At 52.5% G+C, this 18186-nt stretch carries 16 protein-coding genes; 7 read left to right on the forward strand and 9 right to left on the reverse strand.

Features of this window, described 5'->3' with window-relative positions; all coding sequences use genetic code 11:
* Window positions 1–125 precede the first annotated feature (125 nt).
* Window positions 126–2123: a TRAP transporter permease gene (locus tag NBZ79_RS03720; RefSeq protein ID WP_251935642.1), complete on the reverse strand. Its 1998-nt coding sequence runs from the start codon at window positions 2121–2123 to the stop codon at window positions 126–128.
* A gap of 6 nt (window positions 2124–2129) precedes the next feature.
* Window positions 2130–3281: a TAXI family TRAP transporter solute-binding subunit gene (locus NBZ79_RS03725; protein ID WP_251935643.1), complete on the reverse strand. Its 1152-nt coding sequence runs from the start codon at window positions 3279–3281 to the stop codon at window positions 2130–2132.
* 126 nt (window positions 3282–3407) lie between these two features.
* Between NBZ79_RS03725 and NBZ79_RS03730 the strand changes: the two genes are divergently transcribed.
* The 3 genes from NBZ79_RS03730 (at window position 3408) to NBZ79_RS03740 (ending at window position 6232) form a co-directional block, all read left to right on the forward strand.
* Window positions 3408–4214 (forward strand): IclR family transcriptional regulator, encoded by an 807-nt coding sequence (locus NBZ79_RS03730; protein ID WP_251935644.1) that lies wholly within the window; start codon window positions 3408–3410, stop codon window positions 4212–4214.
* A gap of 72 nt (window positions 4215–4286) precedes the next feature.
* Entirely contained in the window at window positions 4287–5441 is a 1155-nt protein-coding gene (locus tag NBZ79_RS03735) for an acyl-CoA dehydrogenase family protein (protein WP_251935645.1), read from the forward strand.
* 17 nt (window positions 5442–5458) lie between these two features.
* Window positions 5459–6232: a class II aldolase/adducin family protein gene (locus NBZ79_RS03740; RefSeq protein WP_251935646.1), complete on the forward strand. Its 774-nt coding sequence runs from the start codon at window positions 5459–5461 to the stop codon at window positions 6230–6232.
* Between the two features lie 29 nt (window positions 6233–6261).
* Here NBZ79_RS03740 and NBZ79_RS03745 read toward each other — a convergent pair whose 3' ends face one another.
* On the reverse strand, window positions 6262–7530 hold the full coding sequence (locus NBZ79_RS03745) for an MFS transporter (RefSeq protein ID WP_251935648.1): 1269 nt from the start codon (window positions 7528–7530) through the stop codon (window positions 6262–6264).
* 159 nt (window positions 7531–7689) lie between these two features.
* Here NBZ79_RS03745 and NBZ79_RS03750 point away from each other — a divergent pair, with 159 nt between their 5' ends.
* Together NBZ79_RS03750 and NBZ79_RS03755 are read left to right on the forward strand one after the other, a co-directional pair.
* Window positions 7690–8703, forward strand: a complete 1014-nt coding sequence (locus tag NBZ79_RS03750; protein WP_251935650.1) for a cyclase family protein — start codon at window positions 7690–7692, stop codon at window positions 8701–8703.
* Window positions 8704–8845: 142 nt separating this feature from the next.
* Window positions 8846–9730 (forward strand): NifU family protein, encoded by an 885-nt coding sequence (locus NBZ79_RS03755; protein WP_251935652.1) that lies wholly within the window; start codon window positions 8846–8848, stop codon window positions 9728–9730.
* Here NBZ79_RS03755 and NBZ79_RS03760 read toward each other — a convergent pair.
* Together NBZ79_RS03760 and NBZ79_RS03765 are read right to left on the reverse strand one after the other, a co-directional pair.
* A complete protein-coding gene (locus tag NBZ79_RS03760; protein ID WP_251935654.1) occupies window positions 9727–9939 on the reverse strand; it encodes a hypothetical protein in 213 nt (70 codons plus the stop codon). The two genes, NBZ79_RS03755 and NBZ79_RS03760, sit on opposite strands and share 4 nt — an antisense overlap.
* 55 nt (window positions 9940–9994) lie before the next feature.
* On the reverse strand, window positions 9995–10465 hold the full coding sequence (locus NBZ79_RS03765) for an OsmC family protein (RefSeq protein ID WP_251935656.1): 471 nt from the start codon (window positions 10463–10465) through the stop codon (window positions 9995–9997).
* Window positions 10466–10603: 138 nt separating this feature from the next.
* Between NBZ79_RS03765 and NBZ79_RS03770 the strand changes: the two genes are divergently transcribed.
* The gene (locus tag NBZ79_RS03770; RefSeq protein WP_251935658.1) at window positions 10604–11215 is read left to right on the forward strand and encodes a CDP-alcohol phosphatidyltransferase family protein; all 612 of its coding nucleotides are present in this window, start codon (window positions 10604–10606) and stop codon (window positions 11213–11215) included.
* Here NBZ79_RS03770 and NBZ79_RS03775 read toward each other — a convergent pair.
* From NBZ79_RS03775 to NBZ79_RS03785, 3 genes are all read right to left on the reverse strand, one after another.
* The gene (locus NBZ79_RS03775) at window positions 11212–11703 is read right to left on the reverse strand and encodes a hypothetical protein (RefSeq protein WP_251935660.1); all 492 of its coding nucleotides are present in this window, start codon (window positions 11701–11703) and stop codon (window positions 11212–11214) included. The two genes, NBZ79_RS03770 and NBZ79_RS03775, sit on opposite strands and share 4 nt — an antisense overlap.
* A 61-nt stretch (window positions 11704–11764) precedes the next feature.
* On the reverse strand, window positions 11765–12178 hold the full coding sequence (locus NBZ79_RS03780) for an RNA-binding S4 domain-containing protein (RefSeq protein WP_251935662.1): 414 nt from the start codon (window positions 12176–12178) through the stop codon (window positions 11765–11767).
* The gene (locus NBZ79_RS03785) at window positions 12179–15127 is read right to left on the reverse strand and encodes a helicase-related protein (RefSeq protein WP_251935664.1); all 2949 of its coding nucleotides are present in this window, start codon (window positions 15125–15127) and stop codon (window positions 12179–12181) included.
* Window positions 15128–15488: 361 nt separating this feature from the next.
* Here NBZ79_RS03785 and scpA point away from each other — a divergent pair, with 361 nt between their 5' ends.
* Window positions 15489–17636 carry a methylmalonyl-CoA mutase gene (gene scpA / locus NBZ79_RS03790; protein WP_251935666.1) on the forward strand — a complete coding sequence of 716 codons (2148 nt, stop codon included), beginning with the start codon at window positions 15489–15491 and terminating at the stop codon, window positions 17634–17636.
* Window positions 17637–17639: 3 nt separating this feature from the next.
* Here scpA and NBZ79_RS03795 read toward each other — a convergent pair whose 3' ends face one another.
* Window positions 17640–17972, reverse strand: coding sequence for a hypothetical protein (locus NBZ79_RS03795; protein ID WP_251935668.1), 333 nt, complete (start codon window positions 17970–17972; stop codon window positions 17640–17642).
* Between the last annotated feature and the right edge of the window lie 214 nt (window positions 17973–18186).

Here is an 18186-nt window from a genome sequence, read left to right on the forward strand (position 1 = left end):
TGAAAGCCCGATTTGTGCAAGGGATATCGGCTGTAGTTTACGTCAATAATCAAGGGTGTATCAATAAGAAAACCGCCAACAACATATATGTTGTTGGCGGTTTATTTCAGGCATAACGGTGATGTTTAGGGAACCGCTACTTCATTATCCATTTTGCGATTGATCAAGAATGCAACCAGTGCTGCTGAACCCGCAGTGAGGAGGCAGAAGATCGCCAGTTCCAAATCGCTATAAGGAATCAGATCACTTCCTCCGGGCGTCGCCAGAGCTAGTCCGCCAACGAGCATGAACAGGCGTATTGGCCATCCGAGCATGTTCCGGTGCAGATTACCTATTCCCATCAAATATCCTTGAAGCGAACTGGCTACCAGAATAACGCCACCTACTGCGCAAACAAATAACACGCTTGTTCGGGCAATATCTCCGTTCAAGATGAACGCAGGATCAAGAACAAAGAAAAAGGGAACAAAATAGATAATAGACCCAAGACGCATGGCTTCAAACCCAGTCCGCATGGGGCTGGATCCTGCTATCGTGGCGGCTGCAAAAGCACCCAATGCTACAGGAGGTGTGATGAAGGAGACCATACCCCAGTACAAAATAAACAAATGCACTGACATGGGATCGAGTCCACCCTGGATTAGCGCAGGAGCCAGAACAATCGCCAGGAATATATAGGCGGCTGTTACGGTCATGCCGATGCCCATGATGAAACTGGTGATTGCACCCATTAACAAAAGGATCAAAATATTGCCACCAGCAATAAAGATCAGATCGTTCACAAGTGTTCCCGCCATGCCCGTAATGGACAGCGCCCCGACAATGAGGCCAACACCGACAAGAATGGCGGCGATCTCTGCAAGCAGCTTACCGGCAGAAATAATGAACTCAACAAAATCATGCATCGTCCAACGGGTATGCGGGAAAATCTGGTTGATCACAATCAGGAGGGCCGTCGCATAAAAGGGCGCTAGAACTTCCTGCTTGAGATACACCAGCATGACAATCAGCAGAACAAACACTGCGACGAAATGCCAGCCTTTGCGAATGGTTTCGCCAACTTTGGGGAGCTGTTCCCGCGGAAGACCCGGCATATCATTTCGTGCTGCATAGGCATCAATCTGAATAAACAAGGCCAGATAATACAAAACGGACGGAATAATCGCCGCAACAGCAATGGTAATGTAGGGAACATCCAGGAAAACGGCCATAATGAAGGCTGTCGATCCCATTATGGGCGGCATAAGAACGCCCCCCGTTGATGCACAGGCCTCTACACCGCCGGCATAGGCGGATTTAAAACCCGTTTTCTTCATGGCTGGAATTGTTAAAACGCCTGTTGTGATAACGTTTGTAATAACACTTCCACTCATTGAGCCCATCAGGCCGGAGGAGAAAATCGCAACTTTCGCAGGTCCGCCACGGACATGGCCGAGTAACGAGAAGGCCAGATCAATAAAGAACTTGCCCCCGCCTGTATGGGTCAACGCGACGCCAAATATCAAAAACCCTATAACTAGATTGGCCAGCGCTTGCATGGGTATGCCAAGCATACTTTCTGCACTAAGCGTGTGGTACGCCGTAGTATCTGCTAAACTGCTGCTCAAGCCGGATATGGGGCCCGGCATAACCTCAGCGTAAAGCGGGTAAAGTGAAATAATGACGACGATAACAAAAAGGGCCGTACCGCCAGCACGGCGTGTACCTTCCAGAACCAAAGCCCAAAGAATGAGACCGAGAATGACCATATAATCCGGCGCACCCATTTCCCAACCACTATCAAGAATCTTCTCTGCATTGATGAAGAAAAAGAGCAGCAGAAAAAAGGTAATAGCGGCGAAAAGAATATCGTACCAGGGGACATTGCTCCTGGAGGCTTTTGCGGATGCCGGAAAGATCAGAAAGACAATCGGCACAAGCAGGCCAAACAACGCATACTGATATTCATTATCGAGCCAAGTAACGCCCATAAAGAAATTCGTATTGAAAAGTTGGTTGGCTGCAAGTCCGGTAACGATGACAGTGACAGCAATTACTATTGCCCGCCACCCGGTGGAAAGGTTACGGTGGCGAGCCAAATCAGGGTCCGCCACCGCTCCGTTCTCTTCATTTGTTTGTGTCATGAAGTATTAGTTCCAGATTGGGTTCATACCCTCAGCTTGAAGAGCCGCTGCACGGACTTTCATCCATTCATCTTTAAAGGCATCGCCTTCAAGATTTTTTGCGGCCATGGTTGCCCATGCTGCTGCCAATACATCCTGACGCTTCAACAAGGCGTCGTTATGCTCACTCATCTGATCGGTCCAAGCGCCTGCTTCTTTCCAGTATTTAACGGCTGCAGGATGGTAAGGAACCGCCCACATGAATGTCTGGCGCTCTGTTGCCCAGCCTGGCATTGCAGGTAAGGCGTCCTTGTAGTTGTCATATTCCGTGTGTACGGCTTTGACCATTGAATAAACTAATTCCGGGTTCTGATCGGCTCGTGTGATGAGAATTGGGTAAGGATAGGCGCCACCTTCTACAGGGTTGTCTTTTGAAATTCCCGTACCGAGTGTTGCAACATGGGGCACGAAATAAGGTGCTACGGCTTTAACCCGTGCCCAGCCTTCCGTGTCGCTGGCGGGCATTGGAGGCCAATAGATACCCCGCGGAGACGCTTCAAGTTTCTTGGTCGGGCCAGAAACCGTTGAGGCAATCGCTGCATCAACCTGTCCGGCAACCATGCCTTTCCACATTGCGCCATAGCCACCAAACTCAACGACTTCAACATCGTCAAATGTCAGGTCAGCAAACGCCAAATGGGCCTGGGCACCAATTGTCAACGCCGGAGAGCCCCGAACGATACCAACACGCTTGCCTTTCAGGTCAGCCAGAGTTTTGACACCAACATCCGCAGCAACCGCCAAACTGATGTTCGCATCAGACGTTGCAGACATTATCAGCTGAATTCTTTGTGGGCCCCAATCAGGTGCCGCAAAGTTAAACACGCCTTCTGAACCGAAGAATGTTCCACCGCCGTTGGCGACGAACTGAACTTTATCGTTGCGAAGCGGTCCCATGCGAGAAATATCATTTTTACCAGGAACAACGCGCAGACTTACACCATATTTGTCTTTAAGTGTCTTGCCGATGGCAACAGATTGGTTGTAGCCTGTTGTTCCAGTGTTATACGCGCTCCATGCGACTGTGCTAGGTAATTTTACTTCTTCGGCTATAGCGATACTTGTAAGGGCCAACAGAGCTGCGGCTGCAGCAGAGCCTAATCTTAGACTAATTCCCATTATTTCCTCCCTGGAAAACTGGTATGGTTATTTTTTTTGTTTTCTAATAGAAGCGCATTCTGCATAGTGGAATAGAATTCCGCAAGTGTTTTTATGCGGTAAATTTATTTTAGGCTCAGGTATAAGATGATCAGCGACAAAGCTTTGATAGAAGGAGATGTGAGTCAATCCGGTGATCGCCATTTTGTGACGTCGTTGGCCCGTGGCCTTGAGATACTCCGTGCGTTTCGTCCGGGCGAGGGGCCGATCGGCAATAACGAGCTGGCAAAACGAACCGGGCTTCCCCGTTCGACAATTTCCCGACTCACGAGCACCTTGCTGCAATTGGGATACCTGACCCACCGGCAAAGCCTTGGAAAATATGAACCTTCTCCGGCTGTGCTGTCCTTGGGATATACCTATTTGGCAAATAATAAGCTTCGATTGTTGTCCCGGCCATTGATGCATGATTTGGCGAAGCAAATGGGACTTGGTGTTGCCATGGGAACCCGGGATCGACTGAATATGCTGTATGTGGAGACCGTTCGTGGGGGCGAGGAAAGTACGTTGAGGTTGGAAACCGGGTCCTACTTGCCGATGGGCATAACGGCCATTGGGCGTGCCTTTCTGTGTAAATTACCGGATGGAGAGCGGGATTTTTTCCTTGATCACATAAAAAAACGATTCGCCGATGACTGGCCGTTACTTAAAAAAGGGTTCGAGGCGGCACAGAGAGATTATGAGGAATTTGGCTTTTGTCTATCCCTCGGTGAATGGCAGTCAAATTTCTTTGCTGTTGGGGCAGCCGCCAGAGATAACTCGACAGGTGATATTGTTGGCTACAACTGTGGAGGGTCATCCTATCTGGTAACCGAAGAGCTGCTTCGGGAACAAGCAGGCCCCCGCATAGTCGGATTGGCACGCAGTGTTGAAGTAATGTGCGGCACAACATAACCTTGTCGAGCTCTTAATATTAATGATAGAACACAGCTCAATCACAAAATAATAAAAATAAAAGGAACTAAAATGGCTCTGGACGCCGAAACTTTTTCGCTTGTCAAAGATGCTGTTGCGCGATTTGTGCGTGAGCGTTTGATCCCGGCTGAAGATATTGTTGAAGAAACAAATGATGTCCCGGAAGATATTATTCAGGAAATGCGAGAGCTTGGATTGTTTGGTCTGTCTATTCCCGAAGAATACGGTGGCTTGGGCGTCAACATGGTTCAGGAATGCGAGATTATTCATGAACTCTGCAAGGCGTCGGTGGCTTTTCGTTCCGTTATTGGAACGACCGTCGGTATCGGAAGCCAGGGACTGGTGATGACCGGAACTGAGGAACAAAAACAGCAATATCTACCTCGATTGGCATCAGGTGAGATTATTTCTTCTTTTTGCCTGACAGAACCTGAAGCCGGCTCGGACGCCGCATCGCTTCGGACCGTCGCCATCAAGGACGGAAACGACTATGTTTTAAATGGGACAAAGCGCTTTATCACGAATGCATTGCGGGCCGGCATGTTGACCGTAATGGCGCGCAGTGACCCCAATAAAAAAGGCGCGGCGGGGATTTCGGCATTTCTGGTTGATCCGGCAACACCAGGTGTGACCATAACGCAAGCCGATGAGAAAATGGGGCAACGGGGAACCAAGACCAGCGATGTAATTTTTGAGGATGTCCGGATACCGGCTTCTGCGTTGATGGGCGGTGAGGAAGGGCAGGGCTTTTATACGGCAATGAAAGTCCTTGATCGCGGCCGATTGCACCTAAGCTCGGTGTCCACGGGGATGTCAGAACGTATTCTGAATGAAGCCTTGGCATATGCTGCGGAGCGGAAGCAATTTGGTACTATCATCGGGGAGTTTCAATTGGTTCAGGCTTTATTGGCGGACAGCCAGGCGGAACTGTTTGCCGGAACCGCAATGACATTGGATGCTGCCCGGAAATATGATAAAGATGAGGATATCTCCATGCAGGCTGCTTGTTGTAAAATGTTTACGACGGAAGCCGCTGGAAAAATTGCCGATCGCGCTGTGCAGATCCATGGCGGTGCGGGCTATATGGCCGAGTATAAAGTAGAGAGATTTTATCGGGACGTGCGGTTGCTCCGTCTCTATGAAGGTACAACGCAAATACAGCAGCTGGTTATTGCCCGCAATATGCTGAAAAATCATGCCAACTAATAAAAAGGAGACTGGAAATGGGTGTAGATAAAGTAAAGAAAATGGTGCCCAGCCTGCACGGCAAAGTAAGCGATGAGGAATGGGAAGAGCGCGTTAATCTGGCGGCCTGTTACCAGCTTGTTGCGCATTACGGCATGACCGATCTTATCTTTACCCATATTTCGGCGCGGGTTCCGGGCGAAGACAACCAGTTCCTGATTAACCCATATGGACTGTTTTTTGATGAAATTACGGCATCCAGCCTGATCAAGGTGGATATTGATGGAAATGTTCTGGATGAGACTCCGTTCAAAATCAATCCGGCGGGATATACTATTCACAGTGCGGTTCATGGAGCGCGCCATGATGTTGCGTGCGTTCTTCACACGCATACAACCGCCGGCATGGCCGTCTCAGCGCAAAAACAGGGGCTTCTACCGCTCACACAGAATTCCTTGATGTTCTATAACTGCCTTGCCTATCATGGATATGAGGGTATTGCCCTGGATCTTGATGAGCGGGAGCGTTTGGTGCGGGATCTGGGCGATTCCATTGCCATGATCCTCAGGAATCACGGATTATTGACAGTTGGCGGCACGGTATCCGAGGCCTTCCGCAGGATTTATTATCTTGAAAAATCCTGTGAAGCCCAGATCAAGGCGCTGGCGGGTGGATCGGAGATCATTATTCCGCCACGCGAAGTTTGCGAGCATGCCGTGGCACAATTTCAGTCCTTTGGCTCCCGGACGACGTTGGAATGGCCGGGCCTGTTACGGATACTGGATCGCAAGGGAAGCAACTATCGCGATTGATTTGATGAAGAGCTATATTAAACCGCCGCCTAGTCAGATGCCTTCTGGGGAAGCGGCGGTTTTTTTTGGGCTGATTTAGAATCCCTTGATTTACTGAAAATCAGAACGCCAATAAACAGCACGATAGCAATACTCAGGAACAGAGCCCGATAGGCGATAAGCGGTGCGGATCCGTCATCTTCGACGAATTGTCCAATAATAATGCCGCCCATGGCCTGCATCAGGAATACGCCTAGAAATACTGCAGTGTTTAAGGTGGCTATGCCGCGCCCTAGCAAATGCTCCGGGAATATGGCGCGGCCATGAGACATGATGACGACGCCATAACTGCCAACCCAACAGAGCAGAATAAGCAAGCCGGCCACCATCCAGACGCTGACAACGGGAATGACGGCCAGAACAAGAAGGATTACAATGGTCAGGAGGGCCGCCGTGATGACAAGCCGCTTGCGGCTTTTGAAAAAACCGTCCAAATAGCCATAACCGATACTGCCGCCAATCATCGCCAGAATCATCCATAGAAGGATATTTCCGCGGGCTGCCAGATCAAGACCATAAATGTCATGGAGAAAATGAGCACCCCACAAGCCGACAATTGTCATGACCACGCCGTAAATGATGAGGTTTATGGCGAAGACATACTGAAATTCCCGGTCTTTGATGATGTCCAGCACGCCGCCCAGGGTATCCTTGATATTCTCGATTTTTCTGTCGTGAAAGGGATGACCAACAGGCGCGTCCTTGATAATCAGAAATCCAAAGACAAGCGATATTGCCGTGAAACCACCGGCAACCCAGAAGACATTTCGCCAACCGGCATAATCCGTTAGCAAGGCCGTTGGCGTGGTGGAAAAAACATTCCCCAATCCACCCAGCCCGACAATCAGCGATGCGTAGAAAGCAAAACGATGCGCCGGCAGCCATCTTGAAATAATCACCAGCGATCCCATTAAAACCGGAGCACATCCTACACCAATAAAGAACCGGGCAATTGACAGCTCGAGGAAGCTGGAGGCCATTGCGAACCCGAACGAACCGATCACTGAGATCAGCATCAGCCCGCAAATTGTTTTCTTGGGCCCATATCGATCGAGAAAAATACCGACCGGCACCTGAAACAGGGCAAAGGCAATAAAGAAGATACCGCCGACAATTCCCAGTTGCTCATGGCTTAAGGCAAGATCCTCCATGATGTTCGGCGCGATGACAGCGGTCGAGGATCGAAAGAAATTGCTGGCGACATATACAAAAGATAGTGTCGCGATAATTTTAAAGGCAGTTCCAGCTTCGTTTTTCATTATTTATTGCGCCGAGATTTTTTTTTATTTTGGATATAGAGCTATCAGTTTGTTTCCCCTACGTCAATTCGCGAAGCAGTTGTTGTAATTCTCCATCCCGGGACTAGGCAGAAAGGAGAGGGATAGTTATGCTGTGACCAAAAGAAAAAGGAGTGGAAAATGCCAAGATGGGTAAAGCGGCCGGAAGGGTCAAATTGGGGCGAATTTGGTGATGATGACCAAATAGGGCGTTTAAATCTGGTCACGCCAGATAAAATCCGGGCAGCCGCGGCGGAAGTGCGAACAGGAGAACGGTTTTGCTTAAGCCTTCCCCTCGATTTACCCGGCGGAAATGTTCTCAACCCGCGTCGCTATCCACCGACCCTGTCGCCAACTTTCCGGTCCGGTGATCGGCCTAATATGAATTACAACCTGTCGCAGGATAATCCGGATATGATTGATGTTATTTGCGATGATGTGGTTGTCCTGCATACACAATATTCATCCCAATGGGATAGTCTGGCCCATGTCGGGCAGGAATTTGACGCCGATGGGGATGGCAAGGCAGAGATTGTCTATTACAACGGTTTTCGGGCTGGAGATCATATTCACAGCCCGGACGACATTAACGGCTCTGGTGCCGAACGTCTGGGTATCGAGAACATGGCCGCCGCCGGCGTTCAGGGGCGCGGCGTGATGATAGATTTGGAAGGCGCCTTTGGTCGGGATTTCAGGATGGTCGGTTATGAGGATCTGATGCAGGTTCTGAATACGGACAATATCGTCGTTGAAGAGGGCGATATGGTTTGCCTGCATACGGGTTTTGCGCAGCAAATCATGGAAATGAACGGGGTGCCGGACAAGGAAAAACTGCACCATTCCTGCTGCGCCCTGGACGGTCGCGATCCAAAATTACTGAACTGGATTACCGATACAGGGCTTTCTTTGCTGATTGCTGATAATTATGCGGTGGAGGCACATCCATCGCGGGAAGGCCATGGCAGTTGCGCTTTTCTTCCCCTGCATGAGCATTGCCTGTTCAAGCTCGGCATCCATTTGGGAGAATTGTGGCATCTGACGCCGCTGAATAGCTGGTTAAAGAAGAACAACCGCTCACGGTTTATGTTGACGGCACCGCCGCTTCGGCTGCCGGGTGCCGTCGGCTCTCCGGCAAACCCGGTGGCGACAGTCTGATCAATTTAAGTCAATTGGACATATTGCAAGTCAAGGACAGAGACATATGTTAGTAATGTCGCTTGATCATCCGCTGGCAATTTGCTAGCAGACGACCTTGTTTTGTTCAGTTATCCGTTTTTTGACGGACCGGAGTCCCTAGATGTTTATTCAGACCTTGCCGCTTGACGATGACAATCGGATGCAGTTTCTCCCCGGCCGCCAGGTGCTGGTTTCGGGTTCCGTGCGCTTTGATAATGCGCAGGAAGGACGGGAGAGGTCTCCCCTTGCGGCGCGGTTGTTTGATATACCGGGCGTAAAAGAAGTCGAGCTTGGTGAAGATCATGTGACGATTACCAAAACCGACGATGAGACCCATAAGGCCCTTTGGATCCAACTCAAGCCCATGGTGCTGGCGGCGGTGATGGATCACTATATGAGTGGCCTGCCGGTTCTGGTTGGCGGAGATGTGGAAACGACTGCGAGCTATTCCGAAGAAGATCAGAAGATTGTCGATGGCATTGTTGAACTTGTTGATGATCGCATTCGCCCGCAGCTTCAGGACGATGGCGGCGAAGTCCTGTTTAAATCCTTTGATCCGACAAACGGCACGGTTATCCTGGAAATGGACAGCTCTGGGCTGTCAACACCGGCTTTCGGGACCCAGATAAAAATCGAGAATACGCTGAAGCATTTCGTGCCGGAAATCAGCCGTGTGAAATTTGAGCGCATGGTTGATATCACGGAGACAGCTGATGAAGGACGACCGGGCCTGCAAACTGAGGAAGCCAATCAGATACGGGTTTTGCTGGAGACACGGATCAATCCGGCAATTGCCGCCCATGGCGGTTATATTTCCCTGATCGATATTCAGGATCAGACCGCTTTCGTGGAAATGGCCGGCGGCTGTCAGGGATGCGGGATGGCGGACGCAACATTGAAACAAGGCGTGGAAGTGGAAATCAAAAGGGCCGTGCCGGTCATTGAACGGGTGCTCGATGTCACCGATCATGCGGGCGGCAGTAATCCCTATTATGCCGGTTATTAAGAGACTTCGTCGATTGTTTTGATGACAAACCCCTTATCCGCCCGGTATTTTTTCTGTATTTTCCCCCACGCTTCTTCAATATCAGCGGCGTAGAACTCAATATAATGGGTCTCCGCCCAATCGTCCGATAAATTGCGGTGCTTGTCGCCGTCGTTCAAGGCCTGCAGCACCTCTGCGTTAAAAATAGCTGCTTCAAATTTTAGTTGCATGATCACCTGTTCCCGAAATTTCTTCTTATAATCCCACAGGCTGGTTAACAGATGGTTAGCTTGCCATATGAATGGTCGGGTCGTTGCGAACCGGGAAATTTACGGAATTGGCGATAAAACAGACTTTATGGGCTTCCGTATGTAAGCGCCGCGCGACGTCAGGATCGCTTTCGGGGCTGATGGTCATAATCGGGCGCAAAATAACCTCCGTGAAGCGCAGGGCTCCCTCCTTCATCTCCATCTTGCCCCAGGCCGTATCGTGATACTGGGTGACCACAATTTTTTTGCGGGCGCACAGGGCGAGATAGCTGAGGAGATGACAGCCGGAGAGGGACGCGACCAGCATATCTTCAGGATTGTAGCGATCCGCTTTTCCAAGAAACACCGGATCAGCGGATCCGGCAATTATTGGCCGGCCCTCGATGGAGATATTGTAGTCGCGTGAATAGTTTTTATAATCGGTTGTCGGGCCGGCCGCGGCACCGGTCCAGTCAATATGGGCGGTAAATTCGTGTGTTTGTGCCATGATATATATCCCTTTTTCCGGTCACAATATCGGGAGCTGAAAGTTATGTCTTTGCCTCTGCCACAGAAGCTTTTATTTAAGTTGCATCAACTGTCTCATTTGACGGATATTGGATCAAGATGAAATTCAAGGAAGACCATGTTTGACGCAGCCCTGAGGCAGGTAATCGACCCACCGCTCAATTATATTGGGACGAAGGTGGCTGCCCTTGGCGTCTCGGCGAATATGGTGACATTTGTCGGGTTTGGATTGGGGGTTGCCGCTGTCCCGTTCATTGTTGCCGAAAGCTATGGCATCGCCTTGCTGCTTATTCTCACGAACCGGGTTTTTGACGGATTGGACGGGGCGGTTGCCCGGCATTCGCTGCTGACGGATTTTGGCGGCTATCTGGATATTGTCTGCGATTTCATCTTTTATTCCGCCGTGGTTTTTGCCTTCGCCTGGGCGCGACCGGAAAACACGTTGGCAGGGGCGTTTCTGATCCTCAGTTTTATGGGGACTGCCTCCACTTTCCTCACCTATGCGATCATGGCGGAGAAGCACAAGATCACGACGGATATTCGCGGCCGCAAGTCTTTATACTATCTTGGCGGGTTAACCGAAGGGATGGAAACCATTGTCGCCATGGTCCTGATGTGCCTGCTGCCGGATTATTTCGTTGAAATAGCCGTTGTTTTTGGCGTCATGTGCTGGGTGACAACGGTTACCAGGATATATGCCGCCTGGCTTGCCTTTCGGAACCTGCCTTAAGCCTTTTTGGCGTTTGTGGTCCAGCTGGTCAAATCGTCTTTCAAGGTGAGGCGGGCTTCTTTCTTGAGGGAGGTGACCCAGTCCAGAAAGCCGCGCTTCAGATCCTTCGCTGTCAGGTCTTCATCATAGGCACTGAAGAGAATTTCCTTGTATTCGTCCAAGGTAGCACATTCAAACTCGTTATCCTTCGGATCAAACGCCCTGATTTTTTCAATGGCTTCCGGTTTGCTTAACGCGGCGTGAAAGGGGATTTCCTCTTCCAGGTCATACCCACCCCAGCCCAGCCACCAGGCGTCGCTTTCGGCCTCGCCCAGATCCCAGGCATACATCACTTCCGCCTCAATATCCCGGGCGCATTTCTTGGCCGCAGCTTCCAAAGCCGGGCCGCTTGAGGTGACGGGCAGCGATATTTGCCCCAGCTTGAAATAGCCGGTGCCGCTGTCATTCCAGGTGGAAATAAACTGTTCGAAATCTTTTGACTCTGACACGGTGCTTCCTTCGTCTGACTATCTGTGCTGCTGTTGTAGATCAATCGCCGCAAAAAGGGAATTAGGGATCTTCCGGATCCGGGCGAAGTTTGTCCAGCGCCCGCCGGTCCGCTTTGGTTGGACGTCCCGCACCCGGTTCCCGCTGGCCCGAGGTCCGGGTTTTATCCGGCTCCGGTTTCTTTGTCTCAAGGGGGGCGAGGTCTTCATACAAGGATTGTGCCTCGCTTGCCGGGCCGCGTCGGGTTCCAATATCGACAATCCTGATAACACGAATGGACTTTTGCTGCTGGAACGTCAGGACGTCGCCCGCTTTGACAGTGACGCTGGCCTTGGCAACGGGAACGCTGTTAATCCGCAATTTTCGCGCCTGCACCAGTTTCGTCGCGATATTTCGGCTTTTGAAAAACCGCGCAAACCAAAGCCATTTATCAACACGTAAGGTTGGGGCGGATGGCTCTGCGCGGTCTGAACTCAATTATTTTTTGCCTAACGTTTTCAAAATGGCGAACGGGCTGTCCGGATCGATTTCGGGGGCGCGTGGCGCCGGTTTGCGGCGGGCAGGCTTGGATTTCGATGCGGGTTTACCGGCTGTATTCTGTTGCGGTTTTCTGCTTTTGGGCTTCGGCTTCTCGGCGCGCTTACGCTTGTGATAAGGCACCCGGCGATAGGTGATATCCTCGCCTTCGCCTTGCTGTTCATAGCCGAGCTTATCCAGAATGAGCGAAAACTGCTCCCGTGTTGTGCCGACGAGGGACAACATTTCATGGGTCGGCTTGAAGGGCAGGTTGCGCGGCAGGTCTTTTTTCCTGGGGTTACTGTCTTTGCCTTTTGCGGCGCCGTCATTGGTGGCTTTATCCGCCTCCGCTGCTGCTGCCGCGTCTTTTTTGACGGCGTCTGCGTCGGCAGGTGCCGCACCAGATTCCCCCTCGGGCTTCGCGTCCGCGACGGTCTCTTCGGGGGTTGCAGTTGGTTCGGCAGCTGTTTCGGCAGGTGCTTCCGGTGCCGCGTCCATTTTTTCGGCCTCTTCGGCTTTCGGTGCCGTATCTGACCCGGATTCCGGAGAATCGGTAGCAGCTTCAGCCGGTTTAACCTCAGGTGATTCGCTCTTCGGCGGCTCGGTTGTATCTATCAGGCCGCGGGAGGCGCGCCGTAACAGACCGGCAAGCCGGTCCAGCATATCCATGCGCACCGCCAGATTGTTAAAGACAGCATAACCGGCCGTCAGATAGTAGCTCCAATGCAGGCCCTTCTCGGTTTCGAAGGATACCCGGCCTGCCGGTGGCAGCGGCGGAATGGGGTTGCGTTCTTCGTGAATGGCCCAGAGCAGGCAGCGCAGGGCGGTCGGGTCGGGTTTCAGCAATATGGGCATGAACACATGTTCATATCCCACCCGTAAGCCCCCGAACTTCAGGCGCCCGTAATCCTTTTTGTCCAGGTTGCGGATCTGGTCACCCAGTTTGTATCGGGGCAGGGCACCGAGATTTTCGCTGACCTGGAAGGCAATGCCGCGTGCGGCCCCGGTTAGGGGAAGATCTGCCAGCATTACCAAGGGCTTAAGGCGCGTATCGATTTGCGCATTGATCCAGTCATTGAGGCGTTTCGTCGCGGATTCCAGGGCCGGGCCGTTTAATTGTTCACTGGCCAGCAGCTGTAATTTCGGCTTCAGAACGCTCTCGCCTTTTACCAAGGAGGCGATAATCGCGCCTTCCCAGGAGATCTTGCCCTCGCCATCCAACGTGATCGCCTCATCCGGCGCGGCCGCCAGTCGGGCGGCGCGGACGGCGATTTCCGCGGCGATGGTTTTATTGCCGACATTTCGTAAAGTGCGGGCTTCCGTACTATTTACGCTGGTATCGGCATTGAACTTTAGTCCGACCAGGGTTCCGATGAAATGTCCTTCAACCTGAACGTCACCGGTATCGCTTATCTGTGCTTCCAATTGACTGCTGTCTTTCAATTTCCGCACCAGCATGGCCGTGCGTCTGTCTACAAATCGTTGCGTCAGGCGCTCATGCAGAGCATCCGACAGTTTATCTTCTATGTTACGCGCGGCGTCCTGCCAATGTTTATAATCATCCATCCACTCCGACACATGGGAAATATAGGTCCATGTGCGCGTATGGGCAATGCGCGTCGCCAGTGTATCGATATCCCCATCGGTTTTCTGTAGCCGGTTCAGATGGTTCGAAATCCAGTCGCTGGGTAATTTGCCCGATGACGACTGCAAATGCAAAAATATTTGTTTGAGCAGGCGCACATGCTCATCATGCATGGTTTGCCGAAAGTCCGGGACCTGGCAGACCTGCCATAACTGACGCACCTTGGCCGAGCTTTGTGAGTGCTGGCGCACCTCGTCATCGCGGATCAGGGTTTTAAAGGCCGTATAATCTTCTGGGTCACGGGGCGAGACCATGCCCTCAATGGCCGGGTTTTTCTCCAAGGAGCGCAGCAGGTCACGGGCGGTTGTGAAGTTGAGATTCTGGTTGCGCCAGCGGATATTCCGGACGCTGTCGAATTCATGGGATTCGATTTTTTCCACAAGATCCTCTTCCAGCGGTTCCACATTGGCCGTGGTGCCAAAGGTGCCATCATTCATATGCCGGCCGGCCCGGCCGGCAATCTGGGCGAATTCCGCCGGGCGCAGCCGCCGGGATATGGCACCGTCATATTTTACGGTTCCGGCGAAGGCCACATGATCGATATCCATATTCAGGCCCATGCCGATGGCATCCGTCGCCACCAGATAATCCACGTCGCCTGATTGATACAGCTCGACCTGGGCATTGCGGGTGCGCGGCGACAGGTTTCCCATGACCACGGCGGCACCGCCCCGCTGCCGGCGGACAAGCTCGGCGATGGCATAGACATCGTTGGAGGAAAAGGCGACGATGACGGAGCGAGGCGGCAGGCGGGATATTTTCTTCGGTCCGCGATAGCTGAGTTTTGAAAACCGGGGGCGCGAGATGAAAGAGGCTTCGGGAATCAGCCGCTGGATCCAGGGCCGGATGGTTTCGGCGCCCAGAAACATTGTTTCCTCGCGACCACGGGCATGCAGCAGGCGATCGGTGAAAACATGGCCGCGCTCCGGATCGGCGGCCAGCTGGATCTCGTCAATGGCCAGGAACTCAAATCCCCGATCGAGCGGCATGGCCTCCACGGTGCAGATAAAATACACCGCATGGGGCGGAATGATTTTCTCCTCCCCGGTGACCAGGGCGACATTGGCGGCACCTTTTTGCCCGGCAACGCGGTCATAAATTTCCCGGGCGAGCAGACGAAGCGGCAGCCCGATAATCCCGTCCGCATGGCCCATCATCCGTTCCACCGCCAAATGGGTCTTGCCGGTATTGGTCGGCCCGAGCACCGCCGTGATCCGGTCCGCTTTTAACGATTGTGACGATGGAGAATAGGTGTTGGGAGGCATAGTGCCCTTTGCTGCGAATGGGAGGCTGCTGTGCCTCCGGTAAGGATAACATTTATCAGAAACATCTATACAGGTGAAATAATAATGCAATTGATTCGCTGCAAATTCCCGATTTTAAATTTTGGCGCCGGATCCGCCGGGTTTCTCAAATTGGCCAACGGGAAAGAGGCCGTTGGGTCAAAGCCGGGTGGTTTTCAGCGTATTAGCCAAACGTTCGTTTGAAATTTTCATTGATAAAGGCCCCCGGAATATGGGAGAAAGGCGTCGTGAGAGCCCCGTCGACGGCTCAAAGCGGAGAAAAATTTGACACTCTGTTGTGTTGCGATGCACAATAATGAGAAACAAAAGGGACGAATTTATAATGGGCGATTTTCCAAAACGCAGCCTGGAAGACTGGGACAACCTCGCGGAAAAAGAACTGCGGGGCCGCAGCACGGATGATCTGGTTTGGAACACGCCCGAAGGCATTCCGGTCAAATCGCTTTATACCGCTGCCGATCTGGAGGGCATGGAACTTGACGGGGCCTTACCGGGTATGGCGCCGTTTCAGCGCGGGGTTCGCGCCACCATGTATGCGAACCGTCCCTGGACCATTCGTCAATATGCCGGATTCTCAACGGCAGAAGAATCAAACGCCTTTTACCGCCGCAATCTGGCGGGCGGTCAGAAAGGCCTGTCGGTCGCCTTCGATCTGGCAACCCATCGCGGCTATGATTCCGATCATCCAAGAGTGGTCGGCGATGTGGGCAAGGCCGGTGTGGCCATCGATAGCGTCGAGGATATGAAAATCCTGTTTGACGGCATTCCCCTGGATGAGATGTCCGTCTCCATGACCATGAACGGGGCCGTATTGCCCATTCTCGCCAATTACATTGTTGCCGCCGAGGAACAGGGGGTCAGCCCGGACAAGCTGGCAGGCACGATCCAGAATGACATCCTGAAAGAGTTCATGGTCCGCAACACCTATATTTATCCGCCGGAGCCCAGCATGCGGATCATTGGTGATATCATCGGCTATACCTCGGCCAAGATGCCGCGGTTTAATTCCATCTCCATTTCCGGTTATCATATGCAGGAAGCCGGGGCAACACAGGTGCAGGAACTGGCCTTTACCCTGGCCGATGGTCTGGAATATGCGCGGGCGGCCCTGGCGTCGGGCTTGAAAATTGACGATTTCGCGCCGCGTCTCAGTTTCTTTTTCGCCATTGGCATGAATTTCTTTATGGAAATCGCCAAGCTGCGCGCCGCCCGGATGCTCTGGGCGCGGATGATTTCCGAGTTTGAGCCGCAAAATAAAAGCTCCCTGATGCTGCGCACCCATTGCCAGACCTCCGGCGTCAGCCTGACCGAGCAGGATCCCTACAACAATGTTATTCGCACGGCTTATGAAGCCATGGCCGCCGTTTTGGGGGGCACGCAAAGCCTGCATACCAATGCGCTGGATGAGGCCATTGCCCTGCCGACCGATTTCTCGGCCCGCATTGCCCGTAATACCCAGCTTATCCTGGCCGAAGAGACCGGTGTTCCCAAGGTGATCGATCCCCTGGGCGGCAGCTATTATGTGGAAAGCCTGACCAACTCCATTGCCGAAGAAGCCTGGAAGATCATCGAGGAAGTCGAGGAGCTGGGCGGCATGACGAAGGCCGTGGAAAGCGGTATGCCCAAACTCCGGATCGAGGAATCCGCCGCCCGCCGTCAGGCCCGTGTTGATCGCGGCGAGGAAACCATCGTCGGGGTGAATAAATACACCCTCGAAAAAGATGACAGCGATATCGACATTCTGGATGTGGATAATACGGAAGTTCTCCGCCAGCAGGTGGCGCGGCTTGAAAAAATCAAGGCAACGCGGGATGAAGCGGCCTGTCAGGCCGCCCTTGCTGCCCTGACCGAAGGCGCGCGCGGATCGGATAACCTTCTGGAGCTCTGTGTGAACGCGGCGCGTGTCCGGGCAACGGTCGGCGAGATTTCCGATGCCATGGAAACGGTCTTTACCCGCCACCGGGCCGAGATCCGTTCCATCAGCGGTGTTTACGGGGCAGCTTACGAAGGGGATGCGGGCTTTATGAAAATTCAACAGGATATCGAAACCTTCGCCAAGGAAGAAGGCCGCCGACCGAGAATGCTGGTGGTCAAACTGGGGCAGGATGGCCATGATCGCGGCGCCAAGGTAATCGCCACCGCCTTTGCCGATATTGGGTTTGACGTCGATGTCGGACCGCTGTTCCAGACCCCGGCCGAAGCCGCCACGGACGCCATTGAAAGTGACGTGCATGTGATCGGGATCTCGTCGCAGGCCGCCGGTCATAAAACACTGGTCCCGCAGATTATCAATGAGCTGAAGGCCCAGGATGCGGGCGATATTCTGGTGGTCTGCGGCGGCGTTATCCCGGCGCAGGATTATGACATGCTGTATGACGCCGGCGTTGCCGCCATTTACGGTCCGGGCACCAATATCCCCGAAGCCGCCGCCGAAGTGCTGGACCTGATCCGCAAACAGCGCAGTGCGTAAGTTCTAGTCGGCTTGTTTGCGCAGCGGCTTGTCGTCAAGCAAGGCCCAGACATCCTCTTCCCCCTCCGATCCGCGCGCACCCAGTTCAATCAGTAGCCGGGTGGTCGTTTCGTAATCGGCGCCGATGATGCGCGAAAGGGTGGTAAGCTTTCGCCATTCCGTATCGGCAGGTGGATTTTCAAGGGCCGTTTGCAGCAGGGCCTTGCGGCGGGTATCCAGTTCCCGTTGAGCCTTTGTCTTGCGCTGGTGCCGAAGGTGATCGATGGTAAACTGGCCGGCTCCGCCAACGACAACGCCGATCGCCCCGCCAATGACCCCTAACCAGAAATCCGCCATGATATCCTCCCTTATTGTCGACTTGTAGGGGCCGCCCCCGGACCCTCTTGAAAAGCGCAGCCTGGATCGATGGTAAGCCCGTACCAGCCGAACGGCAACTTCATTTTAAAAATTGGAAATAGTAATTCATTGCTCCTAAAGTAATAAATCTAACTATTAGTAATGATAATTCATATATATAATAAATATAAAAAAGTAAAAAGATAGTAAATTA

The organism is Sneathiella marina (genome assembly GCF_023746535.1).
Classification (GTDB): Bacteria; Pseudomonadota; Alphaproteobacteria; order Sneathiellales; family Sneathiellaceae; genus Sneathiella; species Sneathiella marina.

What these genes read in the sequence shown, in the direction of transcription:
- NBZ79_RS03720 (WP_251935642.1), bottom strand. Translation starts at nt 2,123, where the DNA reads ATGACACAAACAAATGAAGAGAACGGAGCGGTGGCGGACCCTGATTTG.
- NBZ79_RS03725 (WP_251935643.1), bottom strand. Translation starts at nt 3,281, where the DNA reads ATGGGAATTAGTCTAAGATTAGGCTCTGCTGCAGCCGCAGCTCTGTTG.
- NBZ79_RS03730 (WP_251935644.1), top strand. Translation starts at nt 3,408, where the DNA reads ATGATCAGCGACAAAGCTTTGATAGAAGGAGATGTGAGTCAATCCGGT.
- NBZ79_RS03735 (WP_251935645.1), top strand. Translation starts at nt 4,287, where the DNA reads ATGGCTCTGGACGCCGAAACTTTTTCGCTTGTCAAAGATGCTGTTGCG.
- NBZ79_RS03740 (WP_251935646.1), top strand. Translation starts at nt 5,459, where the DNA reads ATGGGTGTAGATAAAGTAAAGAAAATGGTGCCCAGCCTGCACGGCAAA.
- NBZ79_RS03745 (WP_251935648.1), bottom strand. Translation starts at nt 7,530, where the DNA reads ATGAAAAACGAAGCTGGAACTGCCTTTAAAATTATCGCGACACTATCT.
- NBZ79_RS03750 (WP_251935650.1), top strand. Translation starts at nt 7,690, where the DNA reads ATGCCAAGATGGGTAAAGCGGCCGGAAGGGTCAAATTGGGGCGAATTT.
- NBZ79_RS03755 (WP_251935652.1), top strand. Translation starts at nt 8,846, where the DNA reads ATGTTTATTCAGACCTTGCCGCTTGACGATGACAATCGGATGCAGTTT.
- NBZ79_RS03760 (WP_251935654.1), bottom strand. Translation starts at nt 9,939, where the DNA reads ATGCAACTAAAATTTGAAGCAGCTATTTTTAACGCAGAGGTGCTGCAG.
- NBZ79_RS03765 (WP_251935656.1), bottom strand. Translation starts at nt 10,465, where the DNA reads ATGGCACAAACACACGAATTTACCGCCCATATTGACTGGACCGGTGCC.
- NBZ79_RS03770 (WP_251935658.1), top strand. Translation starts at nt 10,604, where the DNA reads ATGTTTGACGCAGCCCTGAGGCAGGTAATCGACCCACCGCTCAATTAT.
- NBZ79_RS03785 (WP_251935664.1), bottom strand. Translation starts at nt 15,127, where the DNA reads ATGCCTCCCAACACCTATTCTCCATCGTCACAATCGTTAAAAGCGGAC.
- scpA (WP_251935666.1), top strand. Translation starts at nt 15,489, where the DNA reads ATGGGCGATTTTCCAAAACGCAGCCTGGAAGACTGGGACAACCTCGCG.
- NBZ79_RS03795 (WP_251935668.1), bottom strand. Translation starts at nt 17,972, where the DNA reads ATGGCGGATTTCTGGTTAGGGGTCATTGGCGGGGCGATCGGCGTTGTC.